32 protein-coding genes and 1 riboswitch are annotated in these 26978 nt (G+C 41.3%); of the genes, 22 read left to right on the forward strand and 10 right to left on the reverse strand.

Annotated elements, in window-relative coordinates; genetic code table 11:
- The first annotated feature begins 274 nt into the window (after positions 1–274).
- From ACTQWB_RS16455 to ACTQWB_RS16465, 3 genes are read left to right on the forward strand one after another with little or no spacing between them, the layout of a single operon-like run.
- Complete coding sequence (locus tag ACTQWB_RS16455) at positions 275–535, forward strand: hypothetical protein (protein ID WP_441502516.1); 261 nt, start codon at positions 275–277, stop codon at positions 533–535.
- A 10-nt stretch (positions 536–545) separates the two neighbouring features.
- Entirely contained in the window at positions 546–1535 is a 990-nt protein-coding gene (locus ACTQWB_RS16460) for a helix-turn-helix transcriptional regulator (protein WP_441502517.1), read from the forward strand.
- On the forward strand, positions 1525–2520 hold the full coding sequence (locus ACTQWB_RS16465) for a biotin--[acetyl-CoA-carboxylase] ligase (protein ID WP_441502518.1): 996 nt from the start codon (positions 1525–1527) through the stop codon (positions 2518–2520). Before ACTQWB_RS16460 ends, ACTQWB_RS16465 begins: the two co-directional genes overlap by 11 nt.
- A gap of 45 nt (positions 2521–2565) precedes the next feature.
- Here ACTQWB_RS16465 and ACTQWB_RS16470 read toward each other — a convergent pair whose 3' ends face one another.
- From ACTQWB_RS16470 to ACTQWB_RS16480, 3 genes are read right to left on the reverse strand one after another with little or no spacing between them, the layout of a single operon-like run.
- Positions 2566–3249 (reverse strand): hypothetical protein, encoded by a 684-nt coding sequence (locus tag ACTQWB_RS16470; RefSeq protein WP_441502519.1) that lies wholly within the window; start codon positions 3247–3249, stop codon positions 2566–2568.
- A 1-nt stretch (position 3250) separates the two neighbouring features.
- On the reverse strand, positions 3251–3766 hold the full coding sequence (locus ACTQWB_RS16475) for a hypothetical protein (protein WP_441502520.1): 516 nt from the start codon (positions 3764–3766) through the stop codon (positions 3251–3253).
- Positions 3767–4342, reverse strand: coding sequence for an RNA polymerase sigma factor (locus tag ACTQWB_RS16480; RefSeq protein WP_441502521.1), 576 nt, complete (start codon positions 4340–4342; stop codon positions 3767–3769).
- A 131-nt stretch (positions 4343–4473) separates the two neighbouring features.
- Between ACTQWB_RS16480 and ACTQWB_RS16485 the strand changes: the two genes are divergently transcribed.
- Entirely contained in the window at positions 4474–5625 is a 1152-nt protein-coding gene (locus ACTQWB_RS16485; protein ID WP_441502522.1) for an alanyl-tRNA editing protein, read from the forward strand.
- A gap of 166 nt (positions 5626–5791) precedes the next feature.
- Complete coding sequence (locus ACTQWB_RS16490) at positions 5792–6670, forward strand: amidohydrolase family protein (protein ID WP_441502523.1); 879 nt, start codon at positions 5792–5794, stop codon at positions 6668–6670.
- On the opposite strand, the gene ACTQWB_RS16495 is transcribed toward ACTQWB_RS16490, so the two are convergent.
- A complete protein-coding gene (locus ACTQWB_RS16495; protein WP_441502524.1) occupies positions 6651–7829 on the reverse strand; it encodes a hypothetical protein in 1179 nt (392 codons plus the stop codon). The genes ACTQWB_RS16490 and ACTQWB_RS16495 overlap by 20 nt on opposite strands.
- On the reverse strand, positions 7826–8050 hold the full coding sequence (locus ACTQWB_RS16500) for a hypothetical protein (protein WP_441502525.1): 225 nt from the start codon (positions 8048–8050) through the stop codon (positions 7826–7828). The genes ACTQWB_RS16495 and ACTQWB_RS16500 overlap by 4 nt, the downstream gene beginning before the upstream one ends.
- Before the next feature lie 234 nt (positions 8051–8284).
- Positions 8285–8386, forward strand: a riboswitch (THF riboswitch).
- 85 nt (positions 8387–8471) lie between these two features.
- Between ACTQWB_RS16500 and ACTQWB_RS16505 the strand changes: the two genes are divergently transcribed.
- Entirely contained in the window at positions 8472–9032 is a 561-nt protein-coding gene (locus tag ACTQWB_RS16505; RefSeq protein ID WP_441502526.1) for a folate family ECF transporter S component, read from the forward strand.
- A 225-nt stretch (positions 9033–9257) separates the two neighbouring features.
- On the opposite strand, the gene ACTQWB_RS16510 is transcribed toward ACTQWB_RS16505, so the two are convergent.
- Together ACTQWB_RS16510 and ACTQWB_RS16515 are read right to left on the reverse strand one after the other, a co-directional pair.
- On the reverse strand, positions 9258–10013 hold the full coding sequence (locus ACTQWB_RS16510; protein WP_441502527.1) for a GNAT family N-acetyltransferase: 756 nt from the start codon (positions 10011–10013) through the stop codon (positions 9258–9260).
- Positions 10014–10083: 70 nt separating this feature from the next.
- Positions 10084–10701 carry an SGNH/GDSL hydrolase family protein gene (locus tag ACTQWB_RS16515; protein ID WP_441502528.1) on the reverse strand — a complete coding sequence of 206 codons (618 nt, stop codon included), beginning with the start codon at positions 10699–10701 and terminating at the stop codon, positions 10084–10086.
- Between the two features lie 253 nt (positions 10702–10954).
- On the opposite strand from ACTQWB_RS16515, the gene ACTQWB_RS16520 reads away from it, so the two are divergent.
- From ACTQWB_RS16520 to ACTQWB_RS16575, 12 genes are all read left to right on the forward strand, one after another.
- Positions 10955–11464, forward strand: coding sequence for a prepilin peptidase (locus ACTQWB_RS16520; RefSeq protein ID WP_441502529.1), 510 nt, complete (start codon positions 10955–10957; stop codon positions 11462–11464).
- Entirely contained in the window at positions 11461–12471 is a 1011-nt protein-coding gene (locus ACTQWB_RS16525) for a hypothetical protein (RefSeq protein WP_441502530.1), read from the forward strand. Before ACTQWB_RS16520 ends, ACTQWB_RS16525 begins: the two co-directional genes overlap by 4 nt.
- Positions 12468–13661, forward strand: coding sequence for a CpaF family protein (locus tag ACTQWB_RS16530; protein ID WP_441502531.1), 1194 nt, complete (start codon positions 12468–12470; stop codon positions 13659–13661). The genes ACTQWB_RS16525 and ACTQWB_RS16530 overlap by 4 nt, the downstream gene beginning before the upstream one ends.
- The gene (locus ACTQWB_RS16535; protein WP_441502532.1) at positions 13658–14410 is read left to right on the forward strand and encodes a type II secretion system F family protein; all 753 of its coding nucleotides are present in this window, start codon (positions 13658–13660) and stop codon (positions 14408–14410) included. The genes ACTQWB_RS16530 and ACTQWB_RS16535 overlap by 4 nt, the downstream gene beginning before the upstream one ends.
- A gap of 3 nt (positions 14411–14413) precedes the next feature.
- Positions 14414–15430 (forward strand): type II secretion system F family protein, encoded by a 1017-nt coding sequence (locus ACTQWB_RS16540; protein ID WP_441502533.1) that lies wholly within the window; start codon positions 14414–14416, stop codon positions 15428–15430.
- 78 nt (positions 15431–15508) lie between these two features.
- On the forward strand, positions 15509–15688 hold the full coding sequence (locus ACTQWB_RS16545) for a Flp1 family type IVb pilin (protein WP_441502534.1): 180 nt from the start codon (positions 15509–15511) through the stop codon (positions 15686–15688).
- Positions 15689–15733: 45 nt separating this feature from the next.
- Positions 15734–17242 carry a DUF5702 domain-containing protein gene (locus ACTQWB_RS16550; protein ID WP_441502535.1) on the forward strand — a complete coding sequence of 503 codons (1509 nt, stop codon included), beginning with the start codon at positions 15734–15736 and terminating at the stop codon, positions 17240–17242.
- Between the two features lie 216 nt (positions 17243–17458).
- Positions 17459–18106, forward strand: a complete 648-nt coding sequence (locus ACTQWB_RS16555) for a hypothetical protein (RefSeq protein ID WP_441502536.1) — start codon at positions 17459–17461, stop codon at positions 18104–18106.
- Positions 18107–18184: 78 nt separating this feature from the next.
- The gene (locus ACTQWB_RS16560) at positions 18185–18595 is read left to right on the forward strand and encodes a prepilin peptidase (RefSeq protein ID WP_441502537.1); all 411 of its coding nucleotides are present in this window, start codon (positions 18185–18187) and stop codon (positions 18593–18595) included.
- Positions 18592–19026 (forward strand): TadE family protein, encoded by a 435-nt coding sequence (locus tag ACTQWB_RS16565; RefSeq protein WP_441502538.1) that lies wholly within the window; start codon positions 18592–18594, stop codon positions 19024–19026. The genes ACTQWB_RS16560 and ACTQWB_RS16565 overlap by 4 nt, the downstream gene beginning before the upstream one ends.
- A 2-nt stretch (positions 19027–19028) precedes the next feature.
- Positions 19029–20534: a DUF6382 domain-containing protein gene (locus tag ACTQWB_RS16570; RefSeq protein ID WP_441502539.1), complete on the forward strand. Its 1506-nt coding sequence runs from the start codon at positions 19029–19031 to the stop codon at positions 20532–20534.
- A 96-nt stretch (positions 20535–20630) separates the two neighbouring features.
- Entirely contained in the window at positions 20631–21233 is a 603-nt protein-coding gene (locus tag ACTQWB_RS16575; protein ID WP_441502540.1) for a rhomboid family intramembrane serine protease, read from the forward strand.
- Here the strand turns inward: ACTQWB_RS16575 and ACTQWB_RS16580 are convergent.
- Entirely contained in the window at positions 21200–21889 is a 690-nt protein-coding gene (locus ACTQWB_RS16580; RefSeq protein WP_441502541.1) for a sensor histidine kinase, read from the reverse strand. The genes ACTQWB_RS16575 and ACTQWB_RS16580 overlap by 34 nt on opposite strands.
- Positions 21890–22065: 176 nt before the next feature.
- Here ACTQWB_RS16580 and ACTQWB_RS16585 point away from each other — a divergent pair, with 176 nt between their 5' ends.
- Both ACTQWB_RS16585 and ACTQWB_RS16590 read left to right on the forward strand, forming a co-directional pair.
- Complete coding sequence (locus ACTQWB_RS16585; protein WP_441502542.1) at positions 22066–22470, forward strand: HIT family protein; 405 nt, start codon at positions 22066–22068, stop codon at positions 22468–22470.
- Positions 22471–22490: 20 nt separating this feature from the next.
- Positions 22491–23018, forward strand: coding sequence for an RNA polymerase sigma factor (locus ACTQWB_RS16590; protein ID WP_441502543.1), 528 nt, complete (start codon positions 22491–22493; stop codon positions 23016–23018).
- Between the two features lie 49 nt (positions 23019–23067).
- Here the strand turns inward: ACTQWB_RS16590 and ACTQWB_RS16595 are convergent, their stop codons facing one another.
- Positions 23068–24129, reverse strand: a complete 1062-nt coding sequence (locus tag ACTQWB_RS16595) for an undecaprenyldiphospho-muramoylpentapeptide beta-N-acetylglucosaminyltransferase (protein WP_441502544.1) — start codon at positions 24127–24129, stop codon at positions 23068–23070.
- A gap of 204 nt (positions 24130–24333) precedes the next feature.
- On the opposite strand from ACTQWB_RS16595, the gene ACTQWB_RS16600 reads away from it, so the two are divergent.
- The gene (locus ACTQWB_RS16600; protein ID WP_441502545.1) at positions 24334–24879 is read left to right on the forward strand and encodes a hypothetical protein; all 546 of its coding nucleotides are present in this window, start codon (positions 24334–24336) and stop codon (positions 24877–24879) included.
- 78 nt (positions 24880–24957) lie between these two features.
- Positions 24958–26574, forward strand: a complete 1617-nt coding sequence (locus tag ACTQWB_RS16605) for an MBL fold metallo-hydrolase RNA specificity domain-containing protein (RefSeq protein WP_441502546.1) — start codon at positions 24958–24960, stop codon at positions 26572–26574.
- A 117-nt stretch (positions 26575–26691) separates the two neighbouring features.
- On the opposite strand, the gene ACTQWB_RS16610 is transcribed toward ACTQWB_RS16605, so the two are convergent.
- Positions 26692–26934: a TIGR03905 family TSCPD domain-containing protein gene (locus tag ACTQWB_RS16610; protein WP_021925966.1), complete on the reverse strand. Its 243-nt coding sequence runs from the start codon at positions 26932–26934 to the stop codon at positions 26692–26694.
- Positions 26935–26978 lie beyond the last annotated feature (44 nt).

Below are 26978 nucleotides of genomic sequence, written 5' to 3' on the forward strand. Positions count from 1 at the left end.
GAAAAAGCGTATCAGGCGGTTTTTTGCGCTGTTTTTCATTTTTCTCTGTATTGAATAAAATCTTTTCAGAAAATAGAATGAAAAGAAATTTCAAAATCAAAAAACGAACAAACATTCGAAAAAATACAATTCGTGCCGTTTTATAGTACCAAACATATGATAGACTGAGAACATAAAAGAAAACATGTTCGGAATATATGTTCGGTAAACGTGCTCGGAGAATACGTTTCATAACGAACAGAGGATGGTATTTTAGGGAAACGGAGGAGATATTATGTGGAATTCAGGAAAAAGTATTAATAGCAGAAAGGCAGCTCTGGCAGAGGGGTATTTGGATGATACACAGGAAGAGAAGCATGGCAGGAAGTTTTCCGGAAGCATGGCAATGGTGCTTGGACTTTTTATCACGTTAGAGATTATGGTAGGTGGAGCCATGATATTCAATTATGATTTTCATGGTGCTGATATTATTGCTCTTATATTTGCTTTTATGGTATTATATTCTGGAGTCGTAGCAGTATTGACTGATAAATAGGAGTAAGGATATGCCGAAATCTTTCCAGCAGAAACTGAAAATTTTATATCTTATGCGTGCTTTTTCAGAGAAGACAGATGAGGCGCATCCCATGAGTGTGAGAGATCTGATTTCATATCTGGAGGGATTGGGGATTCACGCAGAGCGTAAGACTATATATGATGACATTGAGACTCTGCGTGTATTTGGAATGGATATTGTGAATCGCAGAGAGCGGCCAGCCGGCTTTTATCTTGCAAGTCGTGAATTCGAGACTGCAGAATTAAAACTGCTGGTGGACGCAGTTCAGTCTTCCAGGTTTCTTACTATTGGGAAATCCAGGCAGTTGATTCAGAAGCTGGAGCATCTTACCAGTAATTATCAGGCCAGAGATCTGCAGCGGCAGGTAATCGTACAGAATCAGGTGAAGAATACCAACGAGAATATCTACTATAATGTGGATGAAATTCACAGGGCAATTTCACAGAACAGACAGATAAGTTTTCAATACACAGAATGGACAGTGTCCAAGGAACGGCATTTAAAGAGGGACGGGGCGCGCTATCAGATCAGTCCCTGGCAGATGCTCTGGCAGGATGAGAATTATTATCTGGTAGGAATTGATGAGAAGAGCGGTATTGTGAAGCATTACCGTGTTGATAAAATGCTGAAAGTTGTCATGGAGAAGGAAACCAGGAATGGAGCTGAACTTTTTGGGAAATTTGATGAAGCCCGGTTTGTCTCTGGTACTTTTGGGATGTTTGGAGGACGGGAAGAGAATATCACCCTGGAATTTGGAAATCATCTTGTCGGGGTCATGATCGACCGTTTTGGCCAGGATATTATGATTATGTCCAGAGACAGTGACCACTCTGTTACCCGGGTGCAAGTGAATGTAAGCACCCAGTTTTATGGATGGCTTGCAGCTCTTGGAAATGATGTCAAAGTGGTTTCGCCGGAGAATGTGCGAAAAGAATACCGGGACTTTTTAAAGAAAGCCCTGGAGAATTATGAAGGATAAAAGCATGACGGTTAAATCCAGACTTTTGGAATTGTTAGAGCAGCATAAAGGGGAAATCCTGTCCGGTGAGGATATTGGCAGAGAGCTTTCCTGCACACGGGCAGCCGTGTGGAAGGCAGTGAATAGTCTCAGGCAGGAAGGCTATCCTATTGAAGCCGGACCGAATAAAGGATATATGCTGGCCAGGGAGAGCAATCTGATCTCAGCAGAGGGAATCCGGCTTTATTTGGAAGTGCCGGAGGTAGAAATACAGATATTTGATGAGATAAGTTCCACCAATCTGGAAGCCAGACAGCTGGCTGTAAGTGGACAGGCTGGACATGGATCTTTTGTTGTTGCATTAGAACAGACAGCTGGCAGAGGTCGCAGAGGGCGGGAGTTTTATTCACCTAAGGGGAGTGGAATCTACCTCAGTATTATTCTGGAGCCGCAGGGAACCCTGGAAGGAAGCCTGCTGATCACTACGGCAGCAGCTACTGCGGTATATAAGGCAGTAAAAGAAGTCTGCGGTGTAGATCTTGGAATCAAGTGGGTGAATGACCTATATAAGGGTGACCGCAAGGTTTGCGGAATCCTTACAGAAGCCGTGACGGATTTTGAGAGCGGGAATATAGAATTTGCAATTGTAGGAATTGGACTGAATTTATATGTAGATGAGAGTGTGTTTCCGGAAGAACTTTTGGATGTTGCTGGAGGAATCTATGAGACTCAGCAATTGGCAAACCAGGCTGACAAGAATCGGCTGGTTGCCCAGATTGTAAATTATCTTCTTGCAGAAACACAGAAATTAAAGTTGTCAGAAGAGTATGTAAAGCATAATATTGTTCCTGGGAAGGACATTACAATTATAGATAACGAGAATGTAAGAAGTGCCAGAGCGCTTTCTATCTGCCCGGATGGGAGACTACTGGTGCAGGAAATAAATGGTGACCAAAAGAAACTGTTATTTGGTGAAATTTCAATAAAAATACCGTCGGTGAAATAGAAATCACCAACGGTAAAATTTTCAGGATGTTTATTTATTGGGGAATCAAACCTGTTTATTCTGTTCCATATTGTTAGAAGAATCGTCAGAGATGTTTTCAGCTTTTGGGGAAACAGAGCCTATTGTATGAGGAGTTGCTTTATCAGCTGCCGCATCTGCATTGGCAGGGTTCCAGTTATGCCATTGTCTGAAATCGTTCGGGGTTTCATCTGGCTGTGAAGTAGAACCTGGTCTCTTAGTGAGAAGCTGATAACCGGCGATAATGAACAGAACTCCAATGAGAATGGATGGAATCTGATACATAATATTCTCGATTAATTCACCCAGATAGCCAGGAAGAATCCAGTAAAGGAGATCACGACAACCATTCCAAAGAATCGCAACTCCAAAAATAATTACGAAAATTGCAACAATGCGGATATATTTTGGAGTAACTTTGTCCATACTTTGAAGTACGCGGTCTAAATGTAAGATATAATTATCCTCGATAGAGTAGAATTCTTCTTCTGGCAGACTTTTCAGATTATGAACATGAAAGAAACTGTAGAACCATATCACGGGAAGAAAAATGACCAGCGAAGAAATATTAAGACCTCCTGCAATTGCAATGATCGCCCAGAACAGAGTCATAATACTGATCCCTTGTTTAAAAAATCCCATATACATTTCACCTGCTCCTGGGATCAGGGAACAGATAAAGAGCAGAAATCCCTTTTTTTGTTTTTGCATACTAGTTACCTCCCTTGGTTATTGTTTTTGAAATAGAATTAATGTAGTCAACTATTTTTTGCGATCCATCCGTGATGCTATCTGTGAAACCATCTGTAATTCCGTCAGAGAAGCTGCGGAAAGAAGACTGGGTTTCCCGGCGTGCTTCAGCTGCTTTTGCTGTTTTGGTTGCAGATTGTGGAACCTGGATTGAAAATAAATTTGCCTGTCCCAGACAAAAAAGCATGATCAGCGCCAGTACGACGCCTACGACTGTGCGAAGTCCCTCATAGAAAAGCTGGATTTTATGAGTGGCAGTGGTGGCTGTTTTCTGTACATGGATATCTGTGGCAGCAGCCCGTTTTAAAATGGTTTCTTTCATATAGACAGGAGCGGGCGTTAGCGCATTGGCCGGGTCATCCATAAACTGTTCCAGACAATAATCACAATCATCCAGATGTTCCAGAAAAGCAATCATTTCATCTGTATTCATTTTATTATTTTGGAAATTATCCAGGTCATTATTATTGATATGCATTTAATCGCTCCTTTCTGCTAATAGTTTTTTTAACATGTTTTTTGCCCGGTATAGCTGAGTCTGGATGGTTTTGGGGTTTTTGCCTTCTTTTTGCGATATTTCGGTTACGGACATTTGTTTACAGAAATGAGCAATTGCAATTTCCCGGTAAGGACTTTTCAGACTGCTGCATATTCGAAATACCTGTCGTTCAGAATCTGACTGCAGGCATAGTTCTTCTGGCGAGGTTTGCTGCTGTTTGTCAGGAATCTGTGAGAAATAGATATCTTCTGTAGGAATAGAACGGCGTCCGGCAGCTTTCAGAAAATCAAGGCATTTATGTACTGCAATTTTACTAAGCCAGGCTTTTTCGTAAAGTCCATCGAAGCTGGACAGATTTTTGTAGGCTGACAGAAATACTTCCTGAGTGAGATCTTCTGCGTCGAAAGGGTTGCCTACTGATTTCAGACAAATGGAATATATGAGATTCTGGTATTGCTCAATCAGATATTCCAGATATTGTTCCTGTGAAATGCTATCAGCCCCCTTTCTATATGTCCTATTATTATAACGCAGCTGTAAGACAAAAGACTTCAAAATTTGAAAGGTTATGGAATTTATTTTTGAATTAAGGATAGAAATTGCAGGAACAGTATAAATGGACTATAATCAGTTTGGAAAATAATCTGGGCAATATAGAAAATGATAAAGGTGAAAAAGGAGCACATATGTACGAGACAAAGAAATTATACTATGAAGATGTTTATAAAAAAGAATTTACAGCCAGGGTACAAGAATGCAGGGAAGGGAAAAAGGGATACGAGATAATTCTTGACCAGACGGCATTTTATCCAGAGGGCGGTGGACAGCCAAGTGATACCGGTACATTGGGCGGTGTGAGCGTAAAAGAGGTTCACGAGAAAGATGGAGAATTGATTCATTATACAGATGGTCCGCTGGAAACTGGCACGGAAGTTAAGGGGAAGATTAACTGGGACAGACGATTTGATCTTATGCAGCAGCATTCAGGAGAACATATTGTAAGTGGACTGGTTCATGAGGCCTTCGGGTACGACAATGTTGGGTTTCACATGGGAAGTGATGTGATTACCATCGATTTTAGCGGTATGTTAAACGAAGACCAGATGGCAGAAATTGAAGCAAAAGCCAATCAGATTATCTGGAAGAATCAGAAAGTTGAGATTTTTTATCCTACTGAGGAAGAACTGAAAGTGCTGGATTACAGAAGCAAGAAAGAGCTTTCCGGATGGGTTCGTATTGTCCGTTTTCCAGGGGCTGATACCTGCGCTTGTTGTGGGACTCATGTGACACGTACAGGAGAAATTGGAATGGTGAAATTACTCTCTGTTGTGAAATTCCGTGAGGGTGTCCGTATGGAAATGCTCTCTGGAAAAAGAGTTCTGGATTATCTGAATATGGTGAATGAACAGAATCGCCAGATTTCCGTGAAATTATCTGCGAAAGCCGATAAAACAGCTATGGCAGTCGCCAGACTTCAGGATGAAAATTTTGCGCTAAAGGGAAGAGTACATGCATTAGAAGAAGATTTTATCGCTGGAGAAGCTGCGAAATGGAAAGATAAAGAAAACGTTCTTTTGTTCCAGGAAGGAATGGAAGCCGGAAGTGTGCAGAAGCTTACAGATGCGATTTTACAGGTCTGCAAAGGGCGCTGTGCCGTATTTTCCAGAAATGTAGATGGAAGCTATAAATATGCAATGGGAGAAAAAGACGGTGATCTGCGGCAGTTTACCAAAGAGATGAACACAGCACTTAATGGACGTGGTGGTGGAAAACCATTTTTTGTACAGGGGTCTGTGCAGGCATCTGAGAAGGAAATTCGATCATTTTTCGAGAAATAGCAGATGAGGAATAGCAGATTTGAGCGTATAAAAAAGCTTACTATTATCTGAAGAAAGGAAAAGACTGGTTATTCGAGTTGCTTGCTGAATGGGGGAAGCCCTAGAGTGTGTTTGAAAAATCTTGCAGAAAGCTTTTTTCAAACACACTCTAGGATAGCCAGTTGGAATGAGAAAAATGTTCGGGGAATGCCATGCACATGTGATTATGGATGGATTGAATTATAAAGAAGCTATTTCAATCCATAAAGAGCATATCAATGATGATGCGATACGGAGACACTTGAAGGCTTATCAGAAATTTGGGATTACCTTTGTAAGAGATGGTGGAGACGCGCTTGGCGTGTCAGCAAGGGCCAAGGAATTGGCTTTGGAATACGGAATTGATTATCGTACGCCTGTTTTTGCCATTCATAAAAATGGTCATTACGGATCTATTGTGGGAAAAGGCTTCGAGGATATGAAAGAATATGATACCCTGGTGAAAGAAGCAAAAAGCCAGGGAGCTGATTTTATTAAAATCATGACTACTGGTCTGCTGGATTTTAATGATCATGGGCAAATTACCGGGACGCCTCTGGAACGGAACGAAGTCCGTGAAATGGTACATATTGCCCATGAAGAAGGTATGGCAGTTATGAGCCATACAAATGGTGTCTATGGAGTACAGGCCGCAGTGGAAGCTGGTGTTGATTCGGTGGAACATGGCAATTTTATAGATGAGGAGACCATCCGGATGCTGGCTGACAGTGATACTGTATGGGTACCGACTCTTGTGACCGTTAGAAATCTACAAGGATGTGGACGGTATGAAGAATCCGTGCTGGATCCGATTGTGGAGCAGGCTGCGAAGAATGTTCGGCTTGCATACAGATATAAGGTAAAAATGGCACTGGGCAGTGATGCCGGTGCATATAGGGTTTTTCATGGAAAAGGATTAGCAGAGGAATATCAGGCATTTAGGGATATTCTTGGAGAAGAAGTTGATTCCTGGCTGGAAGATGGAGAAAAAAAGATTCAGGCCACCTTCAGGCGTCCTGAATCTTAATAGAAGTATAGATATTAGATTCTTTGGATTTGGTAGGATCAAAAGTAATCCGGATGCTGGCACCAGGCTCCATGTTACTGGTTGAGGTATCCCTTGCTCCCTCTGTGAAACAGGTTATGACCGCGCCATCCCCAGTCTGTAGAGAGACGGTATTGGCTGTGTGTCCTACAATTGTGCCGCTGACGGTATAGGATAGATTACGGGAGCTAAGGGAAGCAGGATCATCTCCTGTAACAGAGGTAACGGTAATTCCATTCAGTGAATTTCCCTGGTATTGCCCCTTATAATTTATGGTTACGTAGGAACCAGGAGCGGTTCCGCCTTTGAAATAGACCGGAATCTGGGAAAGATCTACATTCAGTGAGCCTTCTGAAGCATTGGCTCCTGATGGCAGAACCGTCAGGGTATTTGTGGAAATATTCTGAATGGCTGCATGCAATTGTTGTTCTTTTTCAGAGCCATCCGCAGATTCCTGTGTGGGATCAGGGGTGGGGGTTGGCTCAGGAAGAGTAAGGGGATCAATATCTGAAATGCTAAGTACTTTCAGATGACTGGCATTAAGAGAAGAACCCTGTCCGTCTTCGGATGATGCAAATTTGCCCTTGAAATAAATATAGACCCATACTCCAGTGCGAATACCATTCTGATAATACTGTTCTGTTCCAGTTATTGGATAGGTGGCCGTTTTTCCCTTTTTATTCTTTATGGTTATTGTATTAGGGGTCAGACTCTGGACTTCTCCATATGCCTTACGGACTTCCAGTTGATTTTTCTTATGGAAGTCGTCTACCACTTTTAGCGCTTTTACAGTGCTGGTGTCATCATTGGAAAGCTGTCCTTCGTATATAACGCTGATTTCATCTCCTGTGATCATACCGTCTTCACATTCCAGCGTGGCGTCTGAAAGATCAAAAATATAAGTCTGTTCCTGGCTTGTTACGGTGAGCGTGGTTCCCGTAAAATCCTGGAGGGTGCCTTTGATCTCATCCATATAAACACGTTGCTTGGGTGTCTGGGATGATTCCTGTGCCGCTTCCTGTGAAGTATCTGTAGCTGACTGTGAATTACTGATATAATCTGTGATCAGATCGCTGGCAGTACAGCCAGATAGAGAAAGAAGTACACAGGAACCAATAAATAGCTGTGTTAATTTCTTCATTCTTGTTTTATATCCTCCGAATCCAGAAATGGTACAGGAAGAAAATCAAAAATCTGCCGGTATGCATCCCATTCTACCTGATCATACGGCATGCGATAACCTAGCCCTGTACATTCTGTAGTGGCATTTGTGTTCATGTAATTATCATAAAAAATGTTATAAGGATTTTCAAGTACTAATTGTTTTTGCTGAAAAACTGGTCTTGCTTTTTTGATACTCATAGAACTACTCCTTTTTCTATATTTTACGATTGCGAAAATATGAAACGGTATCCTGATATACTGGAGTCTGTTTGAACCAGGGGATAGTTTTAGAGTATGCCAAAAATTTAAGAGTATACACAATCTGACTCAATTATAGATTGGCCATATTGCTACAAAAAATTATGTGAATATTATAACAAATACATATTGAAATTTCCATATTTTGTGCTATAATCATTTTAAATAAATAATAGCGAAGTAGGAATTTATGCGTCAAGTGTTCATAGGCTGGGGAGTCGCCGTGAAACGAAAAGCAGCAGGGCTGCTTACGATATATTTTCCGCACCCGTTGCTACATATGAGAACATCTCATAATGTGGAGGGATTATTATTTATGGTAACTACTCTGTTATTCTAATCATTATGGAGGTGTTTTTTTATGCAAAAAAACAAACAGACATGGAGCGTTAAGACTCTTGTATTTCTGGCACTGCTGGTTGCAATCCAGCTTGTTTTGACACGTGTTCTGGTAATCGATCTTGGTGTATACCGCATCACATTTGGAACCATTGCTACCATACTGGCTGGTCTGTGGATGGGTCCTGTAGCTGGCGGTGTGGAAGGTGCGGTTGCCGACATTGTTGGATGTTTTATGAAAGGCTATGGAGTTAATCCACTGATTACTTTATCAGCAATAACCTGGGGCGTGGTTGCAGGACTGGCAGGAAATCTGATGGCTCAGAAGAGCAGAAAAGTAAAAACAGCTATTATGTGTGCTGCAATTGTAATTTCTGGTGTTGTGGGAACTCTTGGATTTACTACCGCAGGGCTGGTAATGATCGGCGCAAGCTTCTATGGAATTATGCCGGGACGCATTGTCCAGTTTGCAATTATGACACCGATCTACTGTGTGCTCACAAGCCTTCTCTATTTCAGCCCGCTTACCAGCATGGTTGTTGGCAATGTAAGGCCAGCAAAGCTTGAGAAAAAAACAGTATAAAACTTCTTGCTTAAAAATTGAATAATGAGACGTAATATAGAGCGGATTAACTAGTTGAATGTTCTATAAGATACGATTCCCCAAAAGAAAGAGACTGTGAGTGGATATGTTTGTAAAACATGCTCACAGTCTTTTTACATCCTGAAATCTGTACGATCCACTTTGCGGAAAATTTTACATGAAAAGCTTTACCGTGTGGATCCTTTCTTACTGTTTCGAAGTTTTTCAATCAATATGGGTCTGTACCCGGAACCAATAGGTGTAAAGATAATGCAGTCCCAGTGATTCATAAAGGGTACGTGCTGGTGTATTTCCCTCTACAACCTGAAGGTACGCTTTGGTTGCGCCTTTCTTTTTCCCTTCTTTTAAAAGTGCGGTACAGATCTGACGGGCATATCCCTTGTGCCTGAAATCTTCCCGTACATGAATCGCATAAAGACCGATATAATTCCGGTCTAAGATTCCAAGACCAGTGGCAATGATTTTTCCATTACTCCAGATGGAGGCACATATAGTATCCTTTACGATGGCATGATACATAGATGGAACAACTGCCCGGTGTACAGGATTGACAGTTCCCTTCAGATCAAAAAGACTTTCAATCCAGATATCAGGAATGTCATCTGTAAGGGTTACCAGGTCACAGGAAGCAGAAAGGTCAGTACCATCAAGAGAAGCTGCCATAACATTGGTGGTATGCTGAATCTCGTAACCGCGGTTTTCCAGAAGATAATCAAAATCCGTGGAGACCAGAGGACTGATCTTAAAAATAGCAGGGCTTCCAAGGCGGGCATATTCTGCCTCACAGAAAGAAACTTTTTCTCTCCAGGAAAGGGTAGAAGTTCCGAATTGTTCTACACTATTGGTTCTGTGGGTATAAAAATAGGAAAAACGCAGGATCCATCCGTCGTAAAGCTCCATTTTATGGGAAGGCCAGGCATTTAACGACATATCTTCAATTTCTTTGATAATTTTATCCATTGAAAAAACCTTCTTTTGTTTAGAAATTTATGTTAATTATACAATAACTGTATGGGCGAATGCAACATCTTCACTTTAGGTTGTCACATAATGCCTGGTAAAGATGGTCTGCAAGATATTTCTGCCCCTGTTCTGTAAGGTGGATACCGTCGGTTGTGATGGCAGAATATCCATAACGGCGTGCCTCTTCATTCAATTCCTGGTGTAAAGGAAGGTAAGGCAGTTGAAACTGTTCCCCTAGCTTTTTTATTATTTCGGACATTTCCAGACGGAATGGAAGCCAGGTCTTATAAAAAGCAGGCCAGGGAAACAGAAATGGCTCCATTAAAATAATCTGCGAAGTGACTTTTGTTAATATTGTTAAAAGCTCTGCATAGTGCTTCTGAAAAGAAACAAGCATATCTTTCTGTTGTTCCAATGTTCTTCCTGTATTCATCATCATTCCGATATCATTGATTCCTATCAAAATTGTTATGATATTGCTTGCGAAGCCGGAACAACTTTGAATTCTTTGAAGCAATCTGTTTACAGTGAAACCGTCTGTACCGTAATTATGCACCTGACAGTTTATGCCCATTTCCTGAAAACGTTCCGAAAGCATTTTTACATATCCATTGCCAAGCAGATCTTTGGAAAAACAATGATCACAATCTGTAATACTGTCACCAAGACATGTTAATATTGTCATGATTTTATCTCCGTTATTTTGGGAAAAACAGTTTATAGTTTTTTTATAAAATTTTGAAAAAAAGGACTGGACAAATCAAAAAGGAAAAACTATAATAAGACTCACCAGAAGTCATCTGGTATCGAAAGTCATCCTTTCGGATTGACGATTCCCTATTCTACGAATGAGAAAGAACATATTTTTGGTTCAGAAATACCCGAGATATCCTCCTGTTAAGAATAAACATTATATCAAAGAAGGGCGGGATCCGTCTATGCTTTTTTACAGAATATTTCCAGCTGTGGTGGCTGGATGTGCTGTTCTGATGGACCTTCAAAGAGAGAAGGTTGACAATGGCTGGCTGTTGTTTTGTACTCTGCTCAGTCTGTTTACACAACTATGGGAAAGGGATGCGGGGAACTTTATCACCTGGATATGTGGTCTGTTATTTCCGGTGCTGCTTTTGGGCGTCCTATTTGTATTCAGGATGCTGGGAGCCGGAGATATCAAGCTTTTGAGCGTTATAGGAAGTCTGATCGGACCTGTGAAAATTCTTAAATGCATTTCCTATTCATTTCTGATCGGAGCTGTTATATCAGCTGCCATTATGATTTCAAACGGCATTATCTGCCAGAGAATCCTTTATTTCTTACATTATATTCATGCTTATTTCGAAACAGGAAAAAGAGAACCTTATTATAAATGCGGTATGCCGCTGGAAAACTTTCATTTTACAGTTCCTATATTTTTTAGTGCATTGCTTTATGCGGGAGGTGTCTATTGAAAAATATTTTCGCAGTCTGCGATCTTGAGGTGGATTATGCCCTGAATTTTATGGATTATCTGAATCAGAAGAAAAATATACCTTTTGAAATTCAGGCATTTACAAATGTAGAGAGTCTGGTTGCTTATGGGAAAGTCAACCGAATTGAGTTGCTGCTGATTTCCCAGAAGGCTATGTGCCGCCAGGTACAGGAATTGGAAATTGGTAAGATTGTTATACTTTCGGAAGGAGTGCACCCTCCGGAACTGGACCGCTACCCAAGTGTATATAAGTATCAGGCTTCTTCTGATGTTGTAAGAGAAGTGATGGCTTGTTACGGGGCAGAGAAAGCTGTTGCGCCAGTTGTGTTTCCTGTGCTGAAAAAGACTACAGAGATATATGCAGTATATTCCCCCTTAGGCCGTTGTCTGAAAACCTCCTTTGCGCTCACTTTAGGCCAGATCCTGGCAAGAGAGAGGGCGGTGCTTTATCTCAATCTGGAAGAGTATTCCGGGTTTGAGGAAATGTTGGGAAAAGGTTTTGCCCAGAACTTAAGTGATCTTCTTTATTATGTACGGCAGGAAAACGGAAATCTGGTTTATAAGATGAACAGCATGATACAGACCATCAATAATCTTGATTTTATTCCACCAGTGCGCACACCGGAAGATATACGTGGAACTGTATGGGAAGACTGGGAAAAGCTGCTGCAGGAAATATTGCTCCATAGTAATTATGAAACAGTGATTCTGGACATGGGAGGTGCCGTAGATGGAACTTTTCAAATGTTGGACATGTGTCAGAAAATCTATATGCCTGTGTTGTCAGATTCGGTATCGGTATCAAAGATTTCCCAGTTTGAAAATCTGGTGAGAATCTGGGATTATCCACAGATTCTTACCAGAACCACAAAAGTACGTCCACCATTTCACGGCGGGAATGTGACACCAGAAAATTACATAGAAGGACTATTGTGGAGTGAACTTGGGGACTATGTGAGAGAAGTCCTGAGAAAGGAAAGAGAATGAGTCAGGAAATATTTCGGAAACTTAGAAAAATGTTAATAGAAAAACTGGACGTTTATAGAGAACTCACTGATCAGGAAATTCTGGAAACGATAGACGAATTGATTGTAAATACGCTGCGGGAATCCGGTGTGAGTCTGAAGGAAAAAGTGCAGCTTAGGCAGGAACTGTTCTATTCAGTAAGAAAACTGGATGTTTTGCAGGAGCTGATCGAGGATGAAACGGTAACAGAGATCATGGTAAATGGGCCGGATGCGATTTTCGTGGAAAGAAAAGGAAAACTGACAAGATGGCAGAAGTCCTTTACAGATCAGGAAAAGCTGGAAGACGTGATCCAGCAGATCGTAGGAAAATGCAATCGTATTGTGAATGAATCCAGCCCCATTGTGGATGCAAGGCTGGAAAATGGTTCGAGGGTAAATGTGGTTGTAGCTCCGGTTGCACTCAATGGTCCGATATTGACAATACGGCGTTTCCCAGACACACCGATTACGATGGAAAAGCTGATCGAACTGGGAAGCATTACCCGGGAGTGCGCTGTGTTTCTGGAAAAACTGGTGGAGGCCCGGTATTCGATCGTAATCGGAGGAGGAACGGGGTGTGGTAAAACTACTTTTCTGGGAGCGTTGTCAGAATACATACCGAAGGATGAGCGGATTATCACAATTGAAGATAATGCTGAATTAAAAATACAGGGAATCACAAATCTGGTGCGATTAGAAGCCCGCCCTGCGACTGCAAATGGGGCGCCTGCTGTAAGCATCCGGGATCTTATCCGGACAGCGCTTCGTATGCGGCCAAGCCGCATTATTGTGGGAGAGGTGCGCGGAGGAGAGGCCATGGATATGCTGCAGGCGCTAAATACAGGACATGAGGGCAGCCTTGGAACAGCACATGCGAACAGCTGCCGTGATATGCTGGCCCGGTTGGAGATTATGACTTTAATGGCAGAGCTGGATCTGCCTTTGCCAGCCGTAAGAAGACAGATCGCTTCTGGTGTAGACATTCTTATTCATTTAGGTCGTATGCGGGACAAATCAAGAAAACTTCTGGAGGTTTCAGAGGTGTGCGGATATGAGGATGGCGAAATCAGGATACAGCCTTTATATCAATGGCAGGAAGGAAAAGGGCTGATACAGGTTGCACCATTAATGCATAGGGAAAAGCTGGAACGTGCGGGGGTGATGCTATGAATGGGAAAAATCCGGATTATGGAAAATATCATTATTCCATTAAAGAAACTGTGAGATATATCACAGAATGTATGGCACTATGTGCTGCGGTGGATTACCTGTTTTATAAAAATCCATGGATCATGCTGCTCATGGTGCCAGCACCCGTTTTATACCTGAAATGGAAAAAGAAACAGCTGATTAAAGAACGGAAGAGACGCCTTAATTATCAGTTCCGGGATGCCTTAAATTCCATGAGCGTGGCTGTTCAGGCTGGATATTCTGTGGAAAATGCAGTTTCGGCCTGTGTGCGGGATCTGGAACAGCTGTATGCGCCTGGTGAAGATATTGTAATGGAATTCCGGTATATAGAAACACAGCAGAGAGTCAGTGTACCTGTGGAAGAGTTATTTCTGGATCTGGGAAAACGCAGCAAGGTAGAAGATATTGAAAATTTTGCCTCTGTTCTGTACACCGCGAAGCGAAGTGGGGGAGATCTGGGAAATGTAATCCAGAAAGTTGCGAGAATGCTGGGAGATAAGATTGATGTGAAAAAGGAAATTGAAGCTACACTGGCGGCAAAAAAATCAGAACAGATGATCATGAGTCTTATGCCGGCAGGGATTATTCTTTACCTTCAGCTTGCCTCACCTGGCTTTCTGGATATTCTTTATGGAAACCCATTTGGAATCTGCGCGATGACAGTGTGTCTGACTGTATATGGAACTGCATACTGGATGGGGAAAAGAATCGTGGAAATCGAGGTGTAGCGGATGTGGCTTCATATTGTTATTTTTGTTATATTACTGATTCTGACTGCCGGAAGTGTTATGGGATGGATCCATATAGAACAGATTGGTACAGCGAAAGGAAGAAAACTGTTTCTTGCAGTTGTACTGGCTGGAAATACCATTGGATTACTTCTCACAATTACCAAAGGTGGCGGACAGATCCTGGATGGTGGTTATGAATTGAAAAAGGAGGAAGATCCATATGAAGAAAAATTTATGGTATCTATCGAAGGAGAAGAAACAGGCAGCGTTTATGTACAGATCCCGGAAAAAGAATTGGAGAAGGAAAATGCCGGGCAGCAGGAAGTGCTGACGGAGGAAGAACGGGAAGAACAGCAGCTCCTGGAATATGTAGAAAATTATAATAGTGAATTGGAAAATCCTGACTACTACTATCTTCCGGATAACTGGGATGGAAGAACATTAGAATGGAAAACGCCTTATGACAGTACGGGAAATCTTCTGTCTGCAATGGCTGTTGCAACGGCTTTTGCGCTGATTGTTATAACTGCAAGAGAAGAACAGAAGGCCAGAGCACAAAGATATGAAGAGCTGATGATGGATTATCCGGGGGTGATCATGAAATTTACGTTACTTGTACAGGCCGGGATGACGGTGCGGAATGCATTCCGGAAGATGGCTGTGGATTATACAAGGAAAGAGGAAAAAAGAATCGCATATGAAGAAATTGTTACTGCCTGCCATGAAATGGAGAGTGGGATTTCGGAACTGGAAGCTTATCGACGCTTCGGAGAGCGGTGCGGACATGTAAAATATAAAACATTTGCCACTCTTCTGATTCAGAATCTCCAAAAGGGCAGTCGTCATATGGGGGAAATGCTGGAAAAAGAATCTGTGGAAGCCTGGGATGACAGGAAGAGAAAAGCAAAAGTTCTTGGAGAAGCGGCAACTACAAAACTGTTGGTACCCATGGTTCTTATGCTTGGCGTGGTCATGGCAATTGTCATGCTTCCGGCCTGTCTGTCCTTTTATGGATAAATCCGATCTGATGGGAACTCTAGACTGTAAAAGCGGTGAGAACATCAGAAATTGATCAGGCAGAGGGAGGTGAAGAAAATGAAGGAACTGCGTAGTCTTATTAAGGAATTTTTACAGGAAGAGGATGCGGTGGGTGTTGTGGAAATCATTCTGATTCTTGTAGTTCTTATTGGTCTGGTCATGATTTTTAAGGACCAGCTGACCAGTCTTGTAAAGAATATTCTGTCAAAGATCACAAAACAAAGTAATTCTATTTAACTGATTCCAAAATAATGAAGTGACACAAAAAAGGAGAGGTGCTCCATGATGAAAAGAGGAAGTATTACTGTTTTCCTGGCATTAACCCTTGGACTTATTTTATCCTTGCTGAGCTCAGGACTCGAGTCAGCGAGGATGGCTGCTGCCAGAACACAGATACTGAATGGGATGGATATTGGACTGTATTCTTTGTTTGGACAGTACAATAAGTCCTTTTTAAAGGACTATGATTTGTTCGCGGTTGATGGAGCCTGCGGGGGAAAGGAACTGGATCTGGCTTTTGTATATGATAATCTGGAATCTTATATGAAGCCTGTGCTGAAGCAAAATAGTCAGGACTTATCAGTAGAACAAGGCGGGATATCTGGTTATCTGCTAATGACAGATCTGGATGGCGAGGTTTTTTATCAACAGGCTGTTCAATATATGAAAGAAACTCTGGGGAGTCGTGGGGCAAAACTCCTGTTAAACAAGATCCGGAATATGCAGAAAAAGACAATAGAAGCAGAGAAAAGAGGAAATGCGCTGGAAGATAAAGGAACTCTTGAAAATTATGAAAGTGAAATGGATTCTGCCAGTCAGAAAAGTCAGGCTTTATTGGAAGAAAAGAAAAAGCAGGAAGAACAGAATCGTCAAAATCAGAATGGTTTTACCGACGGGAAAATGCTTCCATCTGTGACGGAGGAAAAAAATCTTCCTGCAAAAGTGGATAATCCAATTCCGGCAATCAGAAAAATCAGATGGATGGGAATCCTGGACCTGGTACTTCCGGCTGGAAAAGACGTTTCGAATAAAAAGGTAAAGAAAAAGGAGCTGGTTTCCGGACGAAAGCTGGAAAGTGGACTTGCAATGGAAGATACAGTGAAAAAAGACGGGACATTAATTTCCCAGGTATTGTATCAGCAATATCTGATGGAAAAACTGGGTAATTACATGGAACCTGGAAAGGGCGGCTTGCGTTATCAGATCGAATACATTATTGAAAAGAAAAACAGTGATGAAGCAAATCTGAAAGCAGTCGCAAAAAAACTTTTAATGGTAAGGGAAGGAATCAATGCCGCTTATCTGATGTCAGATTCACTTATGATGTCGCAGGTTCAGGCTCTGGCAGCTGCTATTGCAGCTGGATTCCTGATTCCACCGGCGACGGTTGTAATCGAAGGTGCATTGGTGTTGTGCTGGGCATTTGCAGAAAGCATTCTGGATGTGAGGGAATTGTTCGCAGGTGGTAAAGTGCCGGCCATTAAGAATGCGTCAAACTGGCAGTTATCCTTACAAGGAATGCCAGCATTGGTGGATAAGCTGGATACGGACAGACAGAGTGATACAAAGGGGCTGTCTTATGAAGATTATCTGCAGATTTTTTTGCTTACAACATCTAAGGAGCAGAAAATCGAGGGTGGTATGGATATGATCGAAAGCTCGTTCCGTGAGGTTGAACAGTGGGATGAATTTCGGCTGGATTGTTGTATTACGGCGTTGGAAGCTTCTGTGGATGTAAAAGCAAATAAGCGTAAAGTTTTTACTGTAGCGAGAGAATATCATTATATTTAGAAAAGGGACTGGCTTTGAGAAAAAGGTGCAGAAGGATGCTTTCCCGGAAAGGAGATGGGAGTACTGATCAAAATAGGAATGAGAAAAGATATACAAATTTTCAAAAAGAGCGAAACAAGAAGGAAGAGTTCTCTGGGAAAATGGTCTGCCAGAACATCCCCGGGTTCTGGCGGAGTCCTTTTGGGGAAAGTGTCTTTGTGCACCTTTTGGAGAAAAATGGAAAGTGTATTAAAAAAAGCAAGTCTTACAGTAGAAGCTGCTATTGTATTGCCTTTGTTTTTCTTTGCAATGGTTACAATGACCTCTTTTTTAGATGTTTACAGAATACAGACAGAACATTTGAGCAAGCTTTGCGAGAACGCAAAAACGGCTGGGATGTATGCTTATACAGCAGGAGAAAGTGATGTGGGAGATATTACACTTCCGGATATATATAAATATAAACCGGTTAGTGGGATGATACCGCTTCCAGCAATCTGGATGTACAATACAGTGAAAGTACACGCCTGGACGGGGGAAGATCAGGGCGAGGGTGGCACTGAAAATAGTGACAGACATGAGAAAATGGTATATGTTACTGCTTCGGGCTCCGTATATCACAAAAAGCTGGACTGTAGTCATCTTAATCTGTCTGTTACCAAGGTATCAGGAGGCAGTATTTCGTCGATGCGGAATGAATATGGAGAGAAATACCATGCCTGCGAAAGCTGCAGCAGAGGGCAAAAACCAGGAAGCACGGTATATATAACAGAATCCGGGAATCGGTACCATAACGATAAAAACTGTAGTGGATTAAAAAGAACTGTGAGAATGGTAAAAGAATCAGATGTTGGAAAATTGCATGCATGTAAGCGATGTGGCTGATCAGATTAGCGAAAGAAGTTTGAATTTCGGAAATAAGTTTGAGGAAAGAAGATAGAAATAGAATGTGGGGGTGGAAAAATGGAACAGGTGTGTATTCTTACATTTTTAGGTGTTAATAGCTGGAAAGATATACGGACAAGGGAAGTTTCACTTTTGACGGTAGGAATATTCGGAATAGTTGGATCAGTTCGGGCCTGTTTTCTTGGAACGATAGGTATAAACTGGCTGGCCGCTGCCGGGATAGGCGGCAGTGTGATCGTGTTGGGCATAGTGTCAAAAGGTGCAGTGGGAATTGGAGATGGTCTATTATTGCTCGCGCTTGGAACGGTTTTATCCTTTGGGGAACTTTTGACTACTTTTTTGTTGGGACTTTTATGCTGCAGCTTCTGGGGGATTATTTTACTGGTTTTACCCATGAATGGAAAAAAGAAGGAAATACCGCTTGTGCCGTTTTTGCTGCTTGGATACATAGGGGGATTGATCTATTGAAAAGAGACGTGAGACAGGGAAGTTTGACGATAGAAGCAGCACTTTTGATGCCTGTTATCTTATTGGTTTTGATGGTAACTTTATATTTGTTTTTTTACATGCATAACAAGGCCTGGCTTACGGCGGCTGCATATGAAGCCGTACTTGATGGCAGTATGGAAGCTGCAAGACCAGATGGAAAAATCGGGGATAAAGCATTAAAGAAAGGAAAAGAGCTTGGAAATACTGGCTTTTTCAGTAGTAAAAATCTGAAACTACAGGCTAGCGAAGGAAATAAGATTCAGGTGATTTATAATTTAGATGTATTTTCAGTATTCGGAGGAATCAATAGTCATCTTCAGGTGCAGGGAAATGTAAAAGTAATAAAACCAGTATCGTGGATCAGGAAAGTTAAAGGCGCTACGGATGTTGTTAGAAAACTGAGGGAATAAGGATGAGAGCTGAGTATAAAAGAGATATAAACGGAAATTATCTGATGTTGTATGAAAAGGAAGAACCGGACACTTCTTCATACCAGATGCGGATGCTGGTAGGAAATACCATTCCGTCAATTCTTAAATGCAGAATGCAAGGGATTGATGGACAGTTTATGGTGTGCTTTGATATTACTTCCAAGCAGTCGGTTTTGTCTCTGTATGAAGAAAAAAAGATGGGATATGAAGACTTGCAGATGATTCTGGGGGGCTTTGTACAGGTGATGGAAGAAATGGCAGAATATCTGCTGAATCCATGCAGACTAATCTTAAAACCGGAATATATGTATGTGGATGTAGAAAGAAGACAACTCTATTTCTGCTATCTTCCAGGGTATGATCAGGACATTCGTGAGAAATTCCAGGAGTTAACCGAATATATTCTTCCCATATTGGATCATGAGGATTCAAGGGCAGTAATGCTTGGATATGGAATATATCGTAGAGCCTTGGAAGACAGCTTTCATCTGGAATATATAAAAAAAGAATTGTACCAGGAACGGGAAGAAACAGGGAAAACGGGTAGTATGTTAAATACGCAGAAAGCAGATCTGTTTTTGGAACCCCATAAGTGCGTAAATATAGGGGAGATAAACGAAAATATAGAAAAAGAATTAACTGAAGGTAAGACCGAAATAGAAGAACAAGCCTTAGAAAAAGGTGTAGAAAGTCTTATGTGGCAGGATGAGGAACCGACACAAAAAGGCAGTCGGCGTTTGGGAAATACGAAAGGAATCCTGTTATGGTGTGTGGGAGCTGCTGTAGTAGCGTTGCTGGTAGTAACAGCAGAAACTTTAGGTTATCTTCCACAAATTTCTGTGGCAGTAATCCTGGGAGTGATCATAGCTGGTATGGGAATTGGAATGCTGAGTTGTTGGCTTGTCTCTATGAGGAAGAGAAAAAGAGAAAAAAACAGTGAAGTGGAAAATGAAGTAAAAGAAAATATAGGCAAATCATATGCATTTGATAAAGAAATAAGTGAGCTGGAAAAAAATATCCAGGAAAGGGATGTCCAGGAAAAAAATATCCAAAGGTATGGAAAAAGAGAGACTGCTCCAGAAGAAAAAAGTATAGCAGGAGAAAAAAGAAAGATAACAGAAGAAACAAAAATGTCAATATCACAGAAAAATTGTGGCGAAACAGTAGTACTATCTGCAAATATTGTTAGCGGACCGGCAACCCTTGTAAGTCGGGAACCAGGAGAACTTGCCACGATTTATCTACAGGATGATCTGACTGTGATTGGAAAAATGGAAACAGCAGCAGATGCTGTGGTGAATCTGCCCACTGTGAGCAGAATTCATGCAAAAATACGCAGAAGAGATGGAGAGTATTATCTGACGGATTTAAATTCCCGCAATGGGACATCTGTAAATGGAAAAATGCTAAAAGGCGATGAGGACTATTGCCTTCAGGATCAGGATGAAGTGGACTTTGCGCAGGCCAGATATGTGTTTTTGAAATAATGTTGAGGTATCAGAGAAATTGTGCTATACTTTCCTTATTATCAGAAAGTAATAAGGCTAATCCTTATAGTAAGCTGAAAATATCGAGGTGGTTAAGTGGAAGGAATAAAAAAAGAACCAGTTACGGTTCTTTTTATACTTCTGAATGTGCTGATATTTCTTGTTGTAGATTTTACCGGCGGATCTGAAAATACGGTCCATATGATTGAATGTGGGGCAGCTTATCCGCCGCTGATCCTTGAAAATGGTGAAATCTACCGGTTGTTTACATGTATGTTCCTGCATTTTGGAATATATCATATTGCTAATAATATGCTGGTTCTTTTTGTTCTGGGACAACGTCTGGAACCGGTAGTTGGAAAAGTTAAATTTATAGTTATCTATCTCCTTGGAGGATTGGGAGGAAATATTTTTTCTCTTGCAATGGAGATGAAAAAAACAGAATACGCAGTATCTGCCGGTGCATCTGGCGCTATATTTGCTGTGATGGGAGCTATGGTTTATGTAGTGCTTCGCCATCGTGGAAGAATTCGGGATATTTCTGGACGCCAGATGCTGATCCTGGCAGGTTTTTCCTTATATTTTGGATTTACAAGTACTGGTGTTGATAATGCTGCACATGTTGGTGGAATGGTCTGTGGCTTTATTTTAGCCGCTATTCTGTATCATCCGCGGAAGTTTTCAGGAAGAAGTATATGAAATACAGCTCCCTGGTCTTCGGCATTTTCAGCATAGATTTCACCATTGTGTGAGAGGATGATCTGTCTGGTGATCGCCAGACCAAGACCAGTTCCATTTTTCTTAGAGGTGGCGAACGGTGTGAAAATCTGTCCAAACTGATTTGCTGGTATGCCACATCCGTTATCAGTGATGGAAATATGTATGCCATTGTCTGAAGAGACTGCACGGAAGGTCACATTTCCGTTGGACTCGGTGATGGCTTCAGCAGCATTGCGAAAAAGGTTTAGTAATGCCTGTTTTAGTTTGACACGGTCAATAAAAAGGGATGGCAGTGTCGGAGCAATCTGTACAGTCAACTTGATTCCCAGATAGTCATAGGTTGGTCGGATACTGGAAAGAACTGCTCTCAGATAGGGAGGCAATTCTGTCTTCTGTGGCATGAGTTTATAAGCGTTGTTATAGTCTGAAAGATTGTTCAGAAGTTCTTTTGTGTATTCCAGATTTGCAGCAATGTCATTCCAGTAATCAAAGTCAGTTACTTCTGGATGGGTATCCTCGATCATCTGAAGCTCACTTCCGATAAGTGCTATGGGATTGCGGATTTCGTGGGAAAAACGGGAGAGTATCAGATGAAATTCATCTGGATTAATATTTGATAAATTGTTATTTTGCATAAGCTCACCTCATGTGAAGTGTAACATCAGGTTCATAAAATGACAAATGAAATCGTAGTAAAGAAATCGAGATTATTCGACAGAAAATAAAAAAATAAAATTTTTTTTTAGAAAAAATGTGATTTTCAACGTTTACAAACGTATTATTTATATATTCTTTTGGGAGGAATAAGACTATGGATAATTGTATTTTTTGTAAAATCGCCAATGGCGAAATTCCAGCAGCAACATTATATGAGGACGAGGATTTCAGGGTAATTCTGGATCTGGGACCGGCAAGTAAAGGACATGCGCTGATCTTGCCTAAGACACATGCTGCAAATATTTATGAAATCTCTGACGAGATGGCTGCAAAAGCGATGATTCTGGCTAAGAAAATGGCAACCAAGATGACAGATGCACTTAACTGCGATGGATTTAATATTGTCCAGAACAATGGAGAGCAGGCAGGTCAGACTGTATTTCATTTTCATATGCATCTGATTCCAAGATATGAAGGGGATAAGGTAGGAATTACCTGGGAACCTGGAACTTTGACAGATGAAGTGAAAAATGAAATCCTGGAGAAAATGAAAAACTGAAAAGAAACGGGGTACAAGAGATGAATAGTGAAGAATTCAGGGCATTTTATGATCGCTACTATGATGTCTCAGTGAAAGTTGCCAATGCAATTGTACAAAGCCGTTTTACCGCAGAAGATGTAACCCAGGAAGTATTCATGTATTTTTATGGAATTAAGGAAAGACTGGATGTCTCTTGTGAAGCGAGACTACATGCGCTGGTAGTGTGGAAAACAACAAACAAAGGCAGAGATTACCTGAGAAAATCATATGTGAAGCGGGAAGTAATGTATGATAATGATATAGCAGAAATGCAATATCGGACGACAGAAAGCGCAGAGGCTGCGTTACTGGGAATGGAAAAAAGACAGTATTTGTCAATGGCATTCGAAAACCTTCACCGTAAAAACCCGGTAAACTATATGATTTTTATGAGAGTGGTAATGGAAGGCATTCCGACAGAAGAAGTAGCGCGGGAATTTGGGTATACAAGAAATAATGTAAACAACAGAGTGCTTAGAGCGAGAAACTGGCTTTTAGAAGAACTTGAGAGATTGGAAAAAGAGTAACTTTAATAAAAAAAGCATACCCCTGTATGCAACAGGGGTATGCTGGATATTAATGGGCACATTCATCAATCAGATCGACGATATGCTGAATGGAATTTAAGTTTTTGCCTGCAGACATAGCCGCAATATATTTATCACGATCCAGATAGAGCTTGCGGATGGCACTCATAAGAGTGGATTCTGTGATTTCCTCCTCTTCCAGTACCATGCTGTATCCCTGGCGTTCAAATGAACGTGCATTCAGGATCTGGTCGCCGCGGCTTGCCTTTGCGGATAAAGGAATCAGGAGATTTGGCTTGGAAAGTGCGGCAAGTTCGCAGATCGCATTAGCTCCTGCACGGGAGATTACCACATCTGCAAGTGCAAACATGTCAGGAAGCTGTTCCTGGACATATTCGTATTGAACATAACCTGTCAACTGGATACTTTCATCCATTTTTCCTTTACCACAGATATGAATTACCTGGAACTCTTTTAACAGTTCCGGGAGAATTTTTCTTACATTTTCGTTTACAGAAGCAGCACCAAGGCTTCCTCCGATCACAAGCAGAACTGGTTTCTCTGAGTTGAAACCACAATATGCGCGTGCGCGTTCTTTATCTCCATGAAGAAGCTCCTGCCGGATCGGTGTACCTGTGAGAACTGCTTTATCTTTTGGAAGATTGTTGACTGTCTCAGGAAAATTACAGCATATTTTAACTGCTGAAGAGAGACATAATTTATTGGCAAGACCAGGAGTCATGTCAGACTCATGGATAATTGCTGGAATATGACGTTTTCCCGCTGCAATTACAACGGGTACAGTTACAAAACCACCTTTGGAAAAAACAACATCAGGTTTAAGCTTTTTCATTAATTTTTTTGCCTGAAAGAAACCTTTTACAACACGGAATGGATCCGAGAAGTTTTTTAAATCAAAATATCTTCTTAATTTACCGGATGCAATTCCATAATAAGGAATACCAAGTTCTTCAATCAATTTTTTTTCGATTCCATTGTAGGAGCCGATATAAGAAATTTCATAACCTTTTTCCTTTAATGCAGGAATCAGGGCAATATTCGGGGTAACATGTCCGGCAGTACCACCGCCGGTAAGGATAATATGTTTCATAGGATCCTCCTGAATAATTGTTTTTGTTAATGTATTTGTTTAGGAAAATTACACCTATTGTATAAATATGAACCCATGAAGGGAAATTGTCAAGAAAAGAAAATATGGTAACTGTTAAAATCCATTTGGCAGATACGCCGCACCGACGAAATGCAGAGCATTTTGGAAGTTGGCTCTGAACAGTTGCAAAATCTGGGAGAAAATATGAACAAAGAAATAAAAGACGAGAAGGCAGATAAGCTGCTGGAAGCAGAAATGATCAGAGAAGCAAAAATGATAGAGGAGAGCCTTCTTGGAGACAGGAAGGACGATACGCCAATTTCTTCGGAGGAGATAGATAAATCTTACCAGCGTTTTTTGAAAAGGCTAAAAGCTGAGGGAATGCTGGACGAGGAAAAAGAGAACAGTGATGCAGAAATAAGATCCGCTGAAATCGTAAGATTTCCGGGCGCATGGGAGGAAACAGAAAAGTTTCAGAGAGAGACACTGGAAGCGGATCAGGATACATTGCCAGAAATGGAAGAGAGAAAAGAAGTATCTATTCTCGAAAAAGATAGTGATATTATAGCGGAGTTCTGTGACAAATTGCTTTCAATTGAAAGCGAAGAGAGAAAGCCCTGGTATAAATGGGGAATGACGGCAGGAATTGCTTTATTGGCTGCAATAGGAATTCTGGCTGGAAGCATGGCAAGTCAGGCAGACTCTACCAGGTTTGTGAGCACTGTTCAGCATATTATAGATAATAAATAATAGTTCAGAGCAAAGCCTTTAGAAGATAGGTACTAAACATCTATAAAAATATAGTTCTGGGTAAAAGGGGGAATCTGTATGAAGATCACTTTTATTGGAGCAACTCATGAGGTTACCGGAAGCTGTTATTATCTTGAAGCTGCCGGAAAAAAATTCCTTGTAGATTGTGGAATGGAGCAGGGGCCAAACTATTACGAGAATAAAGATATTCCTGTTTCGCCGGGAGATTTGGATTTTGTGCTTTTGACACATGCCCATATGGATCATTCTGGTAATCTGCCGGCGATATATGCAAAAGGCTTTAAGGGACCGGTTTATGCCACAGAAGCTACCTGCAATCTGTGTGATATTATGCTTCGTGACAGTGCCCATATCCAGATGTTTGAGGCTGAATGGCGTAACCGTAAGGCGAAACGCCAGGGAAAACCGGAATTTGTTCCGGCTTATACTATGGAAGATGCCATGGGGATAATTCATAATTTTGTAGGCTGTCCGTATAAAAAGGGAATTATCCTTGGAGAGGGTCTTCGGATAAGATTTATTGATGCAGGTCATCTTCTGGGCTCCAGCAGCATAGAAGTAAATATTTGTGAAGATGGTATAGAAAAGACAATTGTATTTTCTGGAGATATTGGAAATAAAAATCAGCCTTTGATAAAAGACCCTGTCTATTTTAAGAAAGCGGATTATGTGGTAATGGAATCCACATATGGAGACAGGAGCCACGGGGAACGTCCGGATTATGTAAAACTTCTTGCGGATATTATTCAGGAGACCTTTGACAGAGGCGGCAATGTTGTGATTCCGTCTTTTGCAGTGGGAAGAACACAGGAGATGCTGTATTTTATCCGCCAGATCAAGGCGGAAGGACTGGTACATGGACATGATAATTTTAAGGTTTTTGTAGATAGTCCTCTTGCTGTGGAAGCAACTAATATTTTTGGAAATCATAAATATGACTGTTTCGATGAAGAGGCACTGGAACTTATCCGGAAAGGGATTAATCCTATTAGCTTTCCGGGGCTAAAGATATCAGTAACCAGCGAGGATTCAAGGGCAATCAATTTTGATGAAGAAAGTAAAGTTATTATTTCTGCCAGCGGAATGTGTGATGCCGGAAGAATCAAGCACCATTTAAAACACAATCTGTGGAGAGAGGATAGTACCATTCTTTTTGTAGGATATCAGGCTGTTGGAACTGCGGGCCGTGCGCTTTTGGAAGGAGCACAGGAGATTAAGCTTTTTGGTGAACCCGTGCATGTCGCAGCTAAAATCAGCAGAATGCCTGGAATCAGTGGGCATGCAGATGTAAATGGCTTACTTGACTGGATAAAGGCATTTGAAGAAAAGCCGCAGAAGGTTTTTGTGACTCATGGTGAGGATACGGTGACCGAATTGTTTGCGTCGAGACTGCGCGATGAATTGGGATATGATGCCTACGCTCCATTTAGTGGAACTGAGTTTGACCTGGCTACAGGAGAATTCCTGTATGAAGCACAAGGCGTTAAAATTGAGAAAACTTCCACTGTTCAAAAAGCGTCCAAAGCTGCGAGGGTATACGAAAAGCTTCTTGCCCTTGGATATCGTCTGTTGTCAGTTATCCGCAAAAATGAAGGATGTCCAAATAAAGATCTGGAGAAATTTTCCCGGGATGTGCAGTCTTTATGTGATAAATGGGACAGAAATGATATTTGAAAGAGATAAAATTGTACCTGTATAGAAAGTAAAATGGATACAGAACGAATCAATATAGTTGAATAATAAAAAATAGTTGAATAAAAATCCCCGGGACTTAAGATCCCGGGGAAATGATCATGAAAGTGCTTCTTTTAAAGCAGTAGCAAGCTGGTCTGGACATGAAGTTGGTCTGCGGCCACACTGGATTCCTTCCAGACGTGCGATTACTTCTTTGGCTGGCATGCCTTCTACAAGTTTGGCAACGCCCTGGGTATTGCCAGAACATCCACCAATGAATTTCACATTATGAACCTTCTGTTCATCATCAAGATCATACTGGATTGCCATAGAGCAAACACCTTTTGTTTTATATTCCATTGCTTTTCCTCCAATTGTATTTATAAAGTCGGAAACAAATATTT

Origin of the sequence: Blautia sp. HCP3S3_H10_2, from assembly GCF_052122375.1 — a bacterium.
Lineage (GTDB): Bacteria > Bacillota > Clostridia > Lachnospirales > Lachnospiraceae > Blautia_A.

Coding starts and splice junctions, on each gene's coding strand:
- ACTQWB_RS16495 (WP_441502524.1), bottom strand. CDS start 7,829: ATGAAGAAATTAACACAGCTATTTATTGGTTCCTGTGTACTTCTTTCT.
- ACTQWB_RS16555 (WP_441502536.1), top strand. CDS start 17,459: ATGGAAAGTGTATTAAAAAAAGCAAGTCTTACAGTAGAAGCTGCTATT.
- ACTQWB_RS16540 (WP_441502533.1), top strand. CDS start 14,414: ATGTGGCTTCATATTGTTATTTTTGTTATATTACTGATTCTGACTGCC.
- ACTQWB_RS16605 (WP_441502546.1), top strand. CDS start 24,958: ATGAAGATCACTTTTATTGGAGCAACTCATGAGGTTACCGGAAGCTGT.
- ACTQWB_RS16545 (WP_441502534.1), top strand. CDS start 15,509: ATGAAGGAACTGCGTAGTCTTATTAAGGAATTTTTACAGGAAGAGGAT.
- ACTQWB_RS16550 (WP_441502535.1), top strand. CDS start 15,734: ATGATGAAAAGAGGAAGTATTACTGTTTTCCTGGCATTAACCCTTGGA.
- ACTQWB_RS16490 (WP_441502523.1), top strand. CDS start 5,792: ATGAGAAAAATGTTCGGGGAATGCCATGCACATGTGATTATGGATGGA.
- ACTQWB_RS16460 (WP_441502517.1), top strand. CDS start 546: ATGCCGAAATCTTTCCAGCAGAAACTGAAAATTTTATATCTTATGCGT.
- ACTQWB_RS16500 (WP_441502525.1), bottom strand. CDS start 8,050: ATGAGTATCAAAAAAGCAAGACCAGTTTTTCAGCAAAAACAATTAGTA.
- ACTQWB_RS16470 (WP_441502519.1), bottom strand. CDS start 3,249: ATGCAAAAACAAAAAAAGGGATTTCTGCTCTTTATCTGTTCCCTGATC.
- ACTQWB_RS16530 (WP_441502531.1), top strand. CDS start 12,468: ATGAGTCAGGAAATATTTCGGAAACTTAGAAAAATGTTAATAGAAAAA.
- ACTQWB_RS16595 (WP_441502544.1), bottom strand. CDS start 24,129: ATGAAACATATTATCCTTACCGGCGGTGGTACTGCCGGACATGTTACC.
- ACTQWB_RS16585 (WP_441502542.1), top strand. CDS start 22,066: ATGGATAATTGTATTTTTTGTAAAATCGCCAATGGCGAAATTCCAGCA.
- ACTQWB_RS16510 (WP_441502527.1), bottom strand. CDS start 10,013: ATGGATAAAATTATCAAAGAAATTGAAGATATGTCGTTAAATGCCTGG.
- ACTQWB_RS16600 (WP_441502545.1), top strand. CDS start 24,334: ATGAACAAAGAAATAAAAGACGAGAAGGCAGATAAGCTGCTGGAAGCA.
- ACTQWB_RS16590 (WP_441502543.1), top strand. CDS start 22,491: ATGAATAGTGAAGAATTCAGGGCATTTTATGATCGCTACTATGATGTC.
- ACTQWB_RS16505 (WP_441502526.1), top strand. CDS start 8,472: ATGCAAAAAAACAAACAGACATGGAGCGTTAAGACTCTTGTATTTCTG.
- ACTQWB_RS16475 (WP_441502520.1), bottom strand. CDS start 3,766: ATGCATATCAATAATAATGACCTGGATAATTTCCAAAATAATAAAATG.
- ACTQWB_RS16515 (WP_441502528.1), bottom strand. CDS start 10,701: ATGACAATATTAACATGTCTTGGTGACAGTATTACAGATTGTGATCAT.
- ACTQWB_RS16455 (WP_441502516.1), top strand. CDS start 275: ATGTGGAATTCAGGAAAAAGTATTAATAGCAGAAAGGCAGCTCTGGCA.
- ACTQWB_RS16535 (WP_441502532.1), top strand. CDS start 13,658: ATGAATGGGAAAAATCCGGATTATGGAAAATATCATTATTCCATTAAA.
- ACTQWB_RS16610 (WP_021925966.1), bottom strand. CDS start 26,934: ATGGAATATAAAACAAAAGGTGTTTGCTCTATGGCAATCCAGTATGAT.
- ACTQWB_RS16580 (WP_441502541.1), bottom strand. CDS start 21,889: ATGCAAAATAACAATTTATCAAATATTAATCCAGATGAATTTCATCTG.
- ACTQWB_RS16560 (WP_441502537.1), top strand. CDS start 18,185: ATGGAACAGGTGTGTATTCTTACATTTTTAGGTGTTAATAGCTGGAAA.
- ACTQWB_RS16520 (WP_441502529.1), top strand. CDS start 10,955: ATGCTTTTTTACAGAATATTTCCAGCTGTGGTGGCTGGATGTGCTGTT.
- ACTQWB_RS16570 (WP_441502539.1), top strand. CDS start 19,029: ATGAGAGCTGAGTATAAAAGAGATATAAACGGAAATTATCTGATGTTG.
- ACTQWB_RS16485 (WP_441502522.1), top strand. CDS start 4,474: ATGTACGAGACAAAGAAATTATACTATGAAGATGTTTATAAAAAAGAA.
- ACTQWB_RS16465 (WP_441502518.1), top strand. CDS start 1,525: ATGAAGGATAAAAGCATGACGGTTAAATCCAGACTTTTGGAATTGTTA.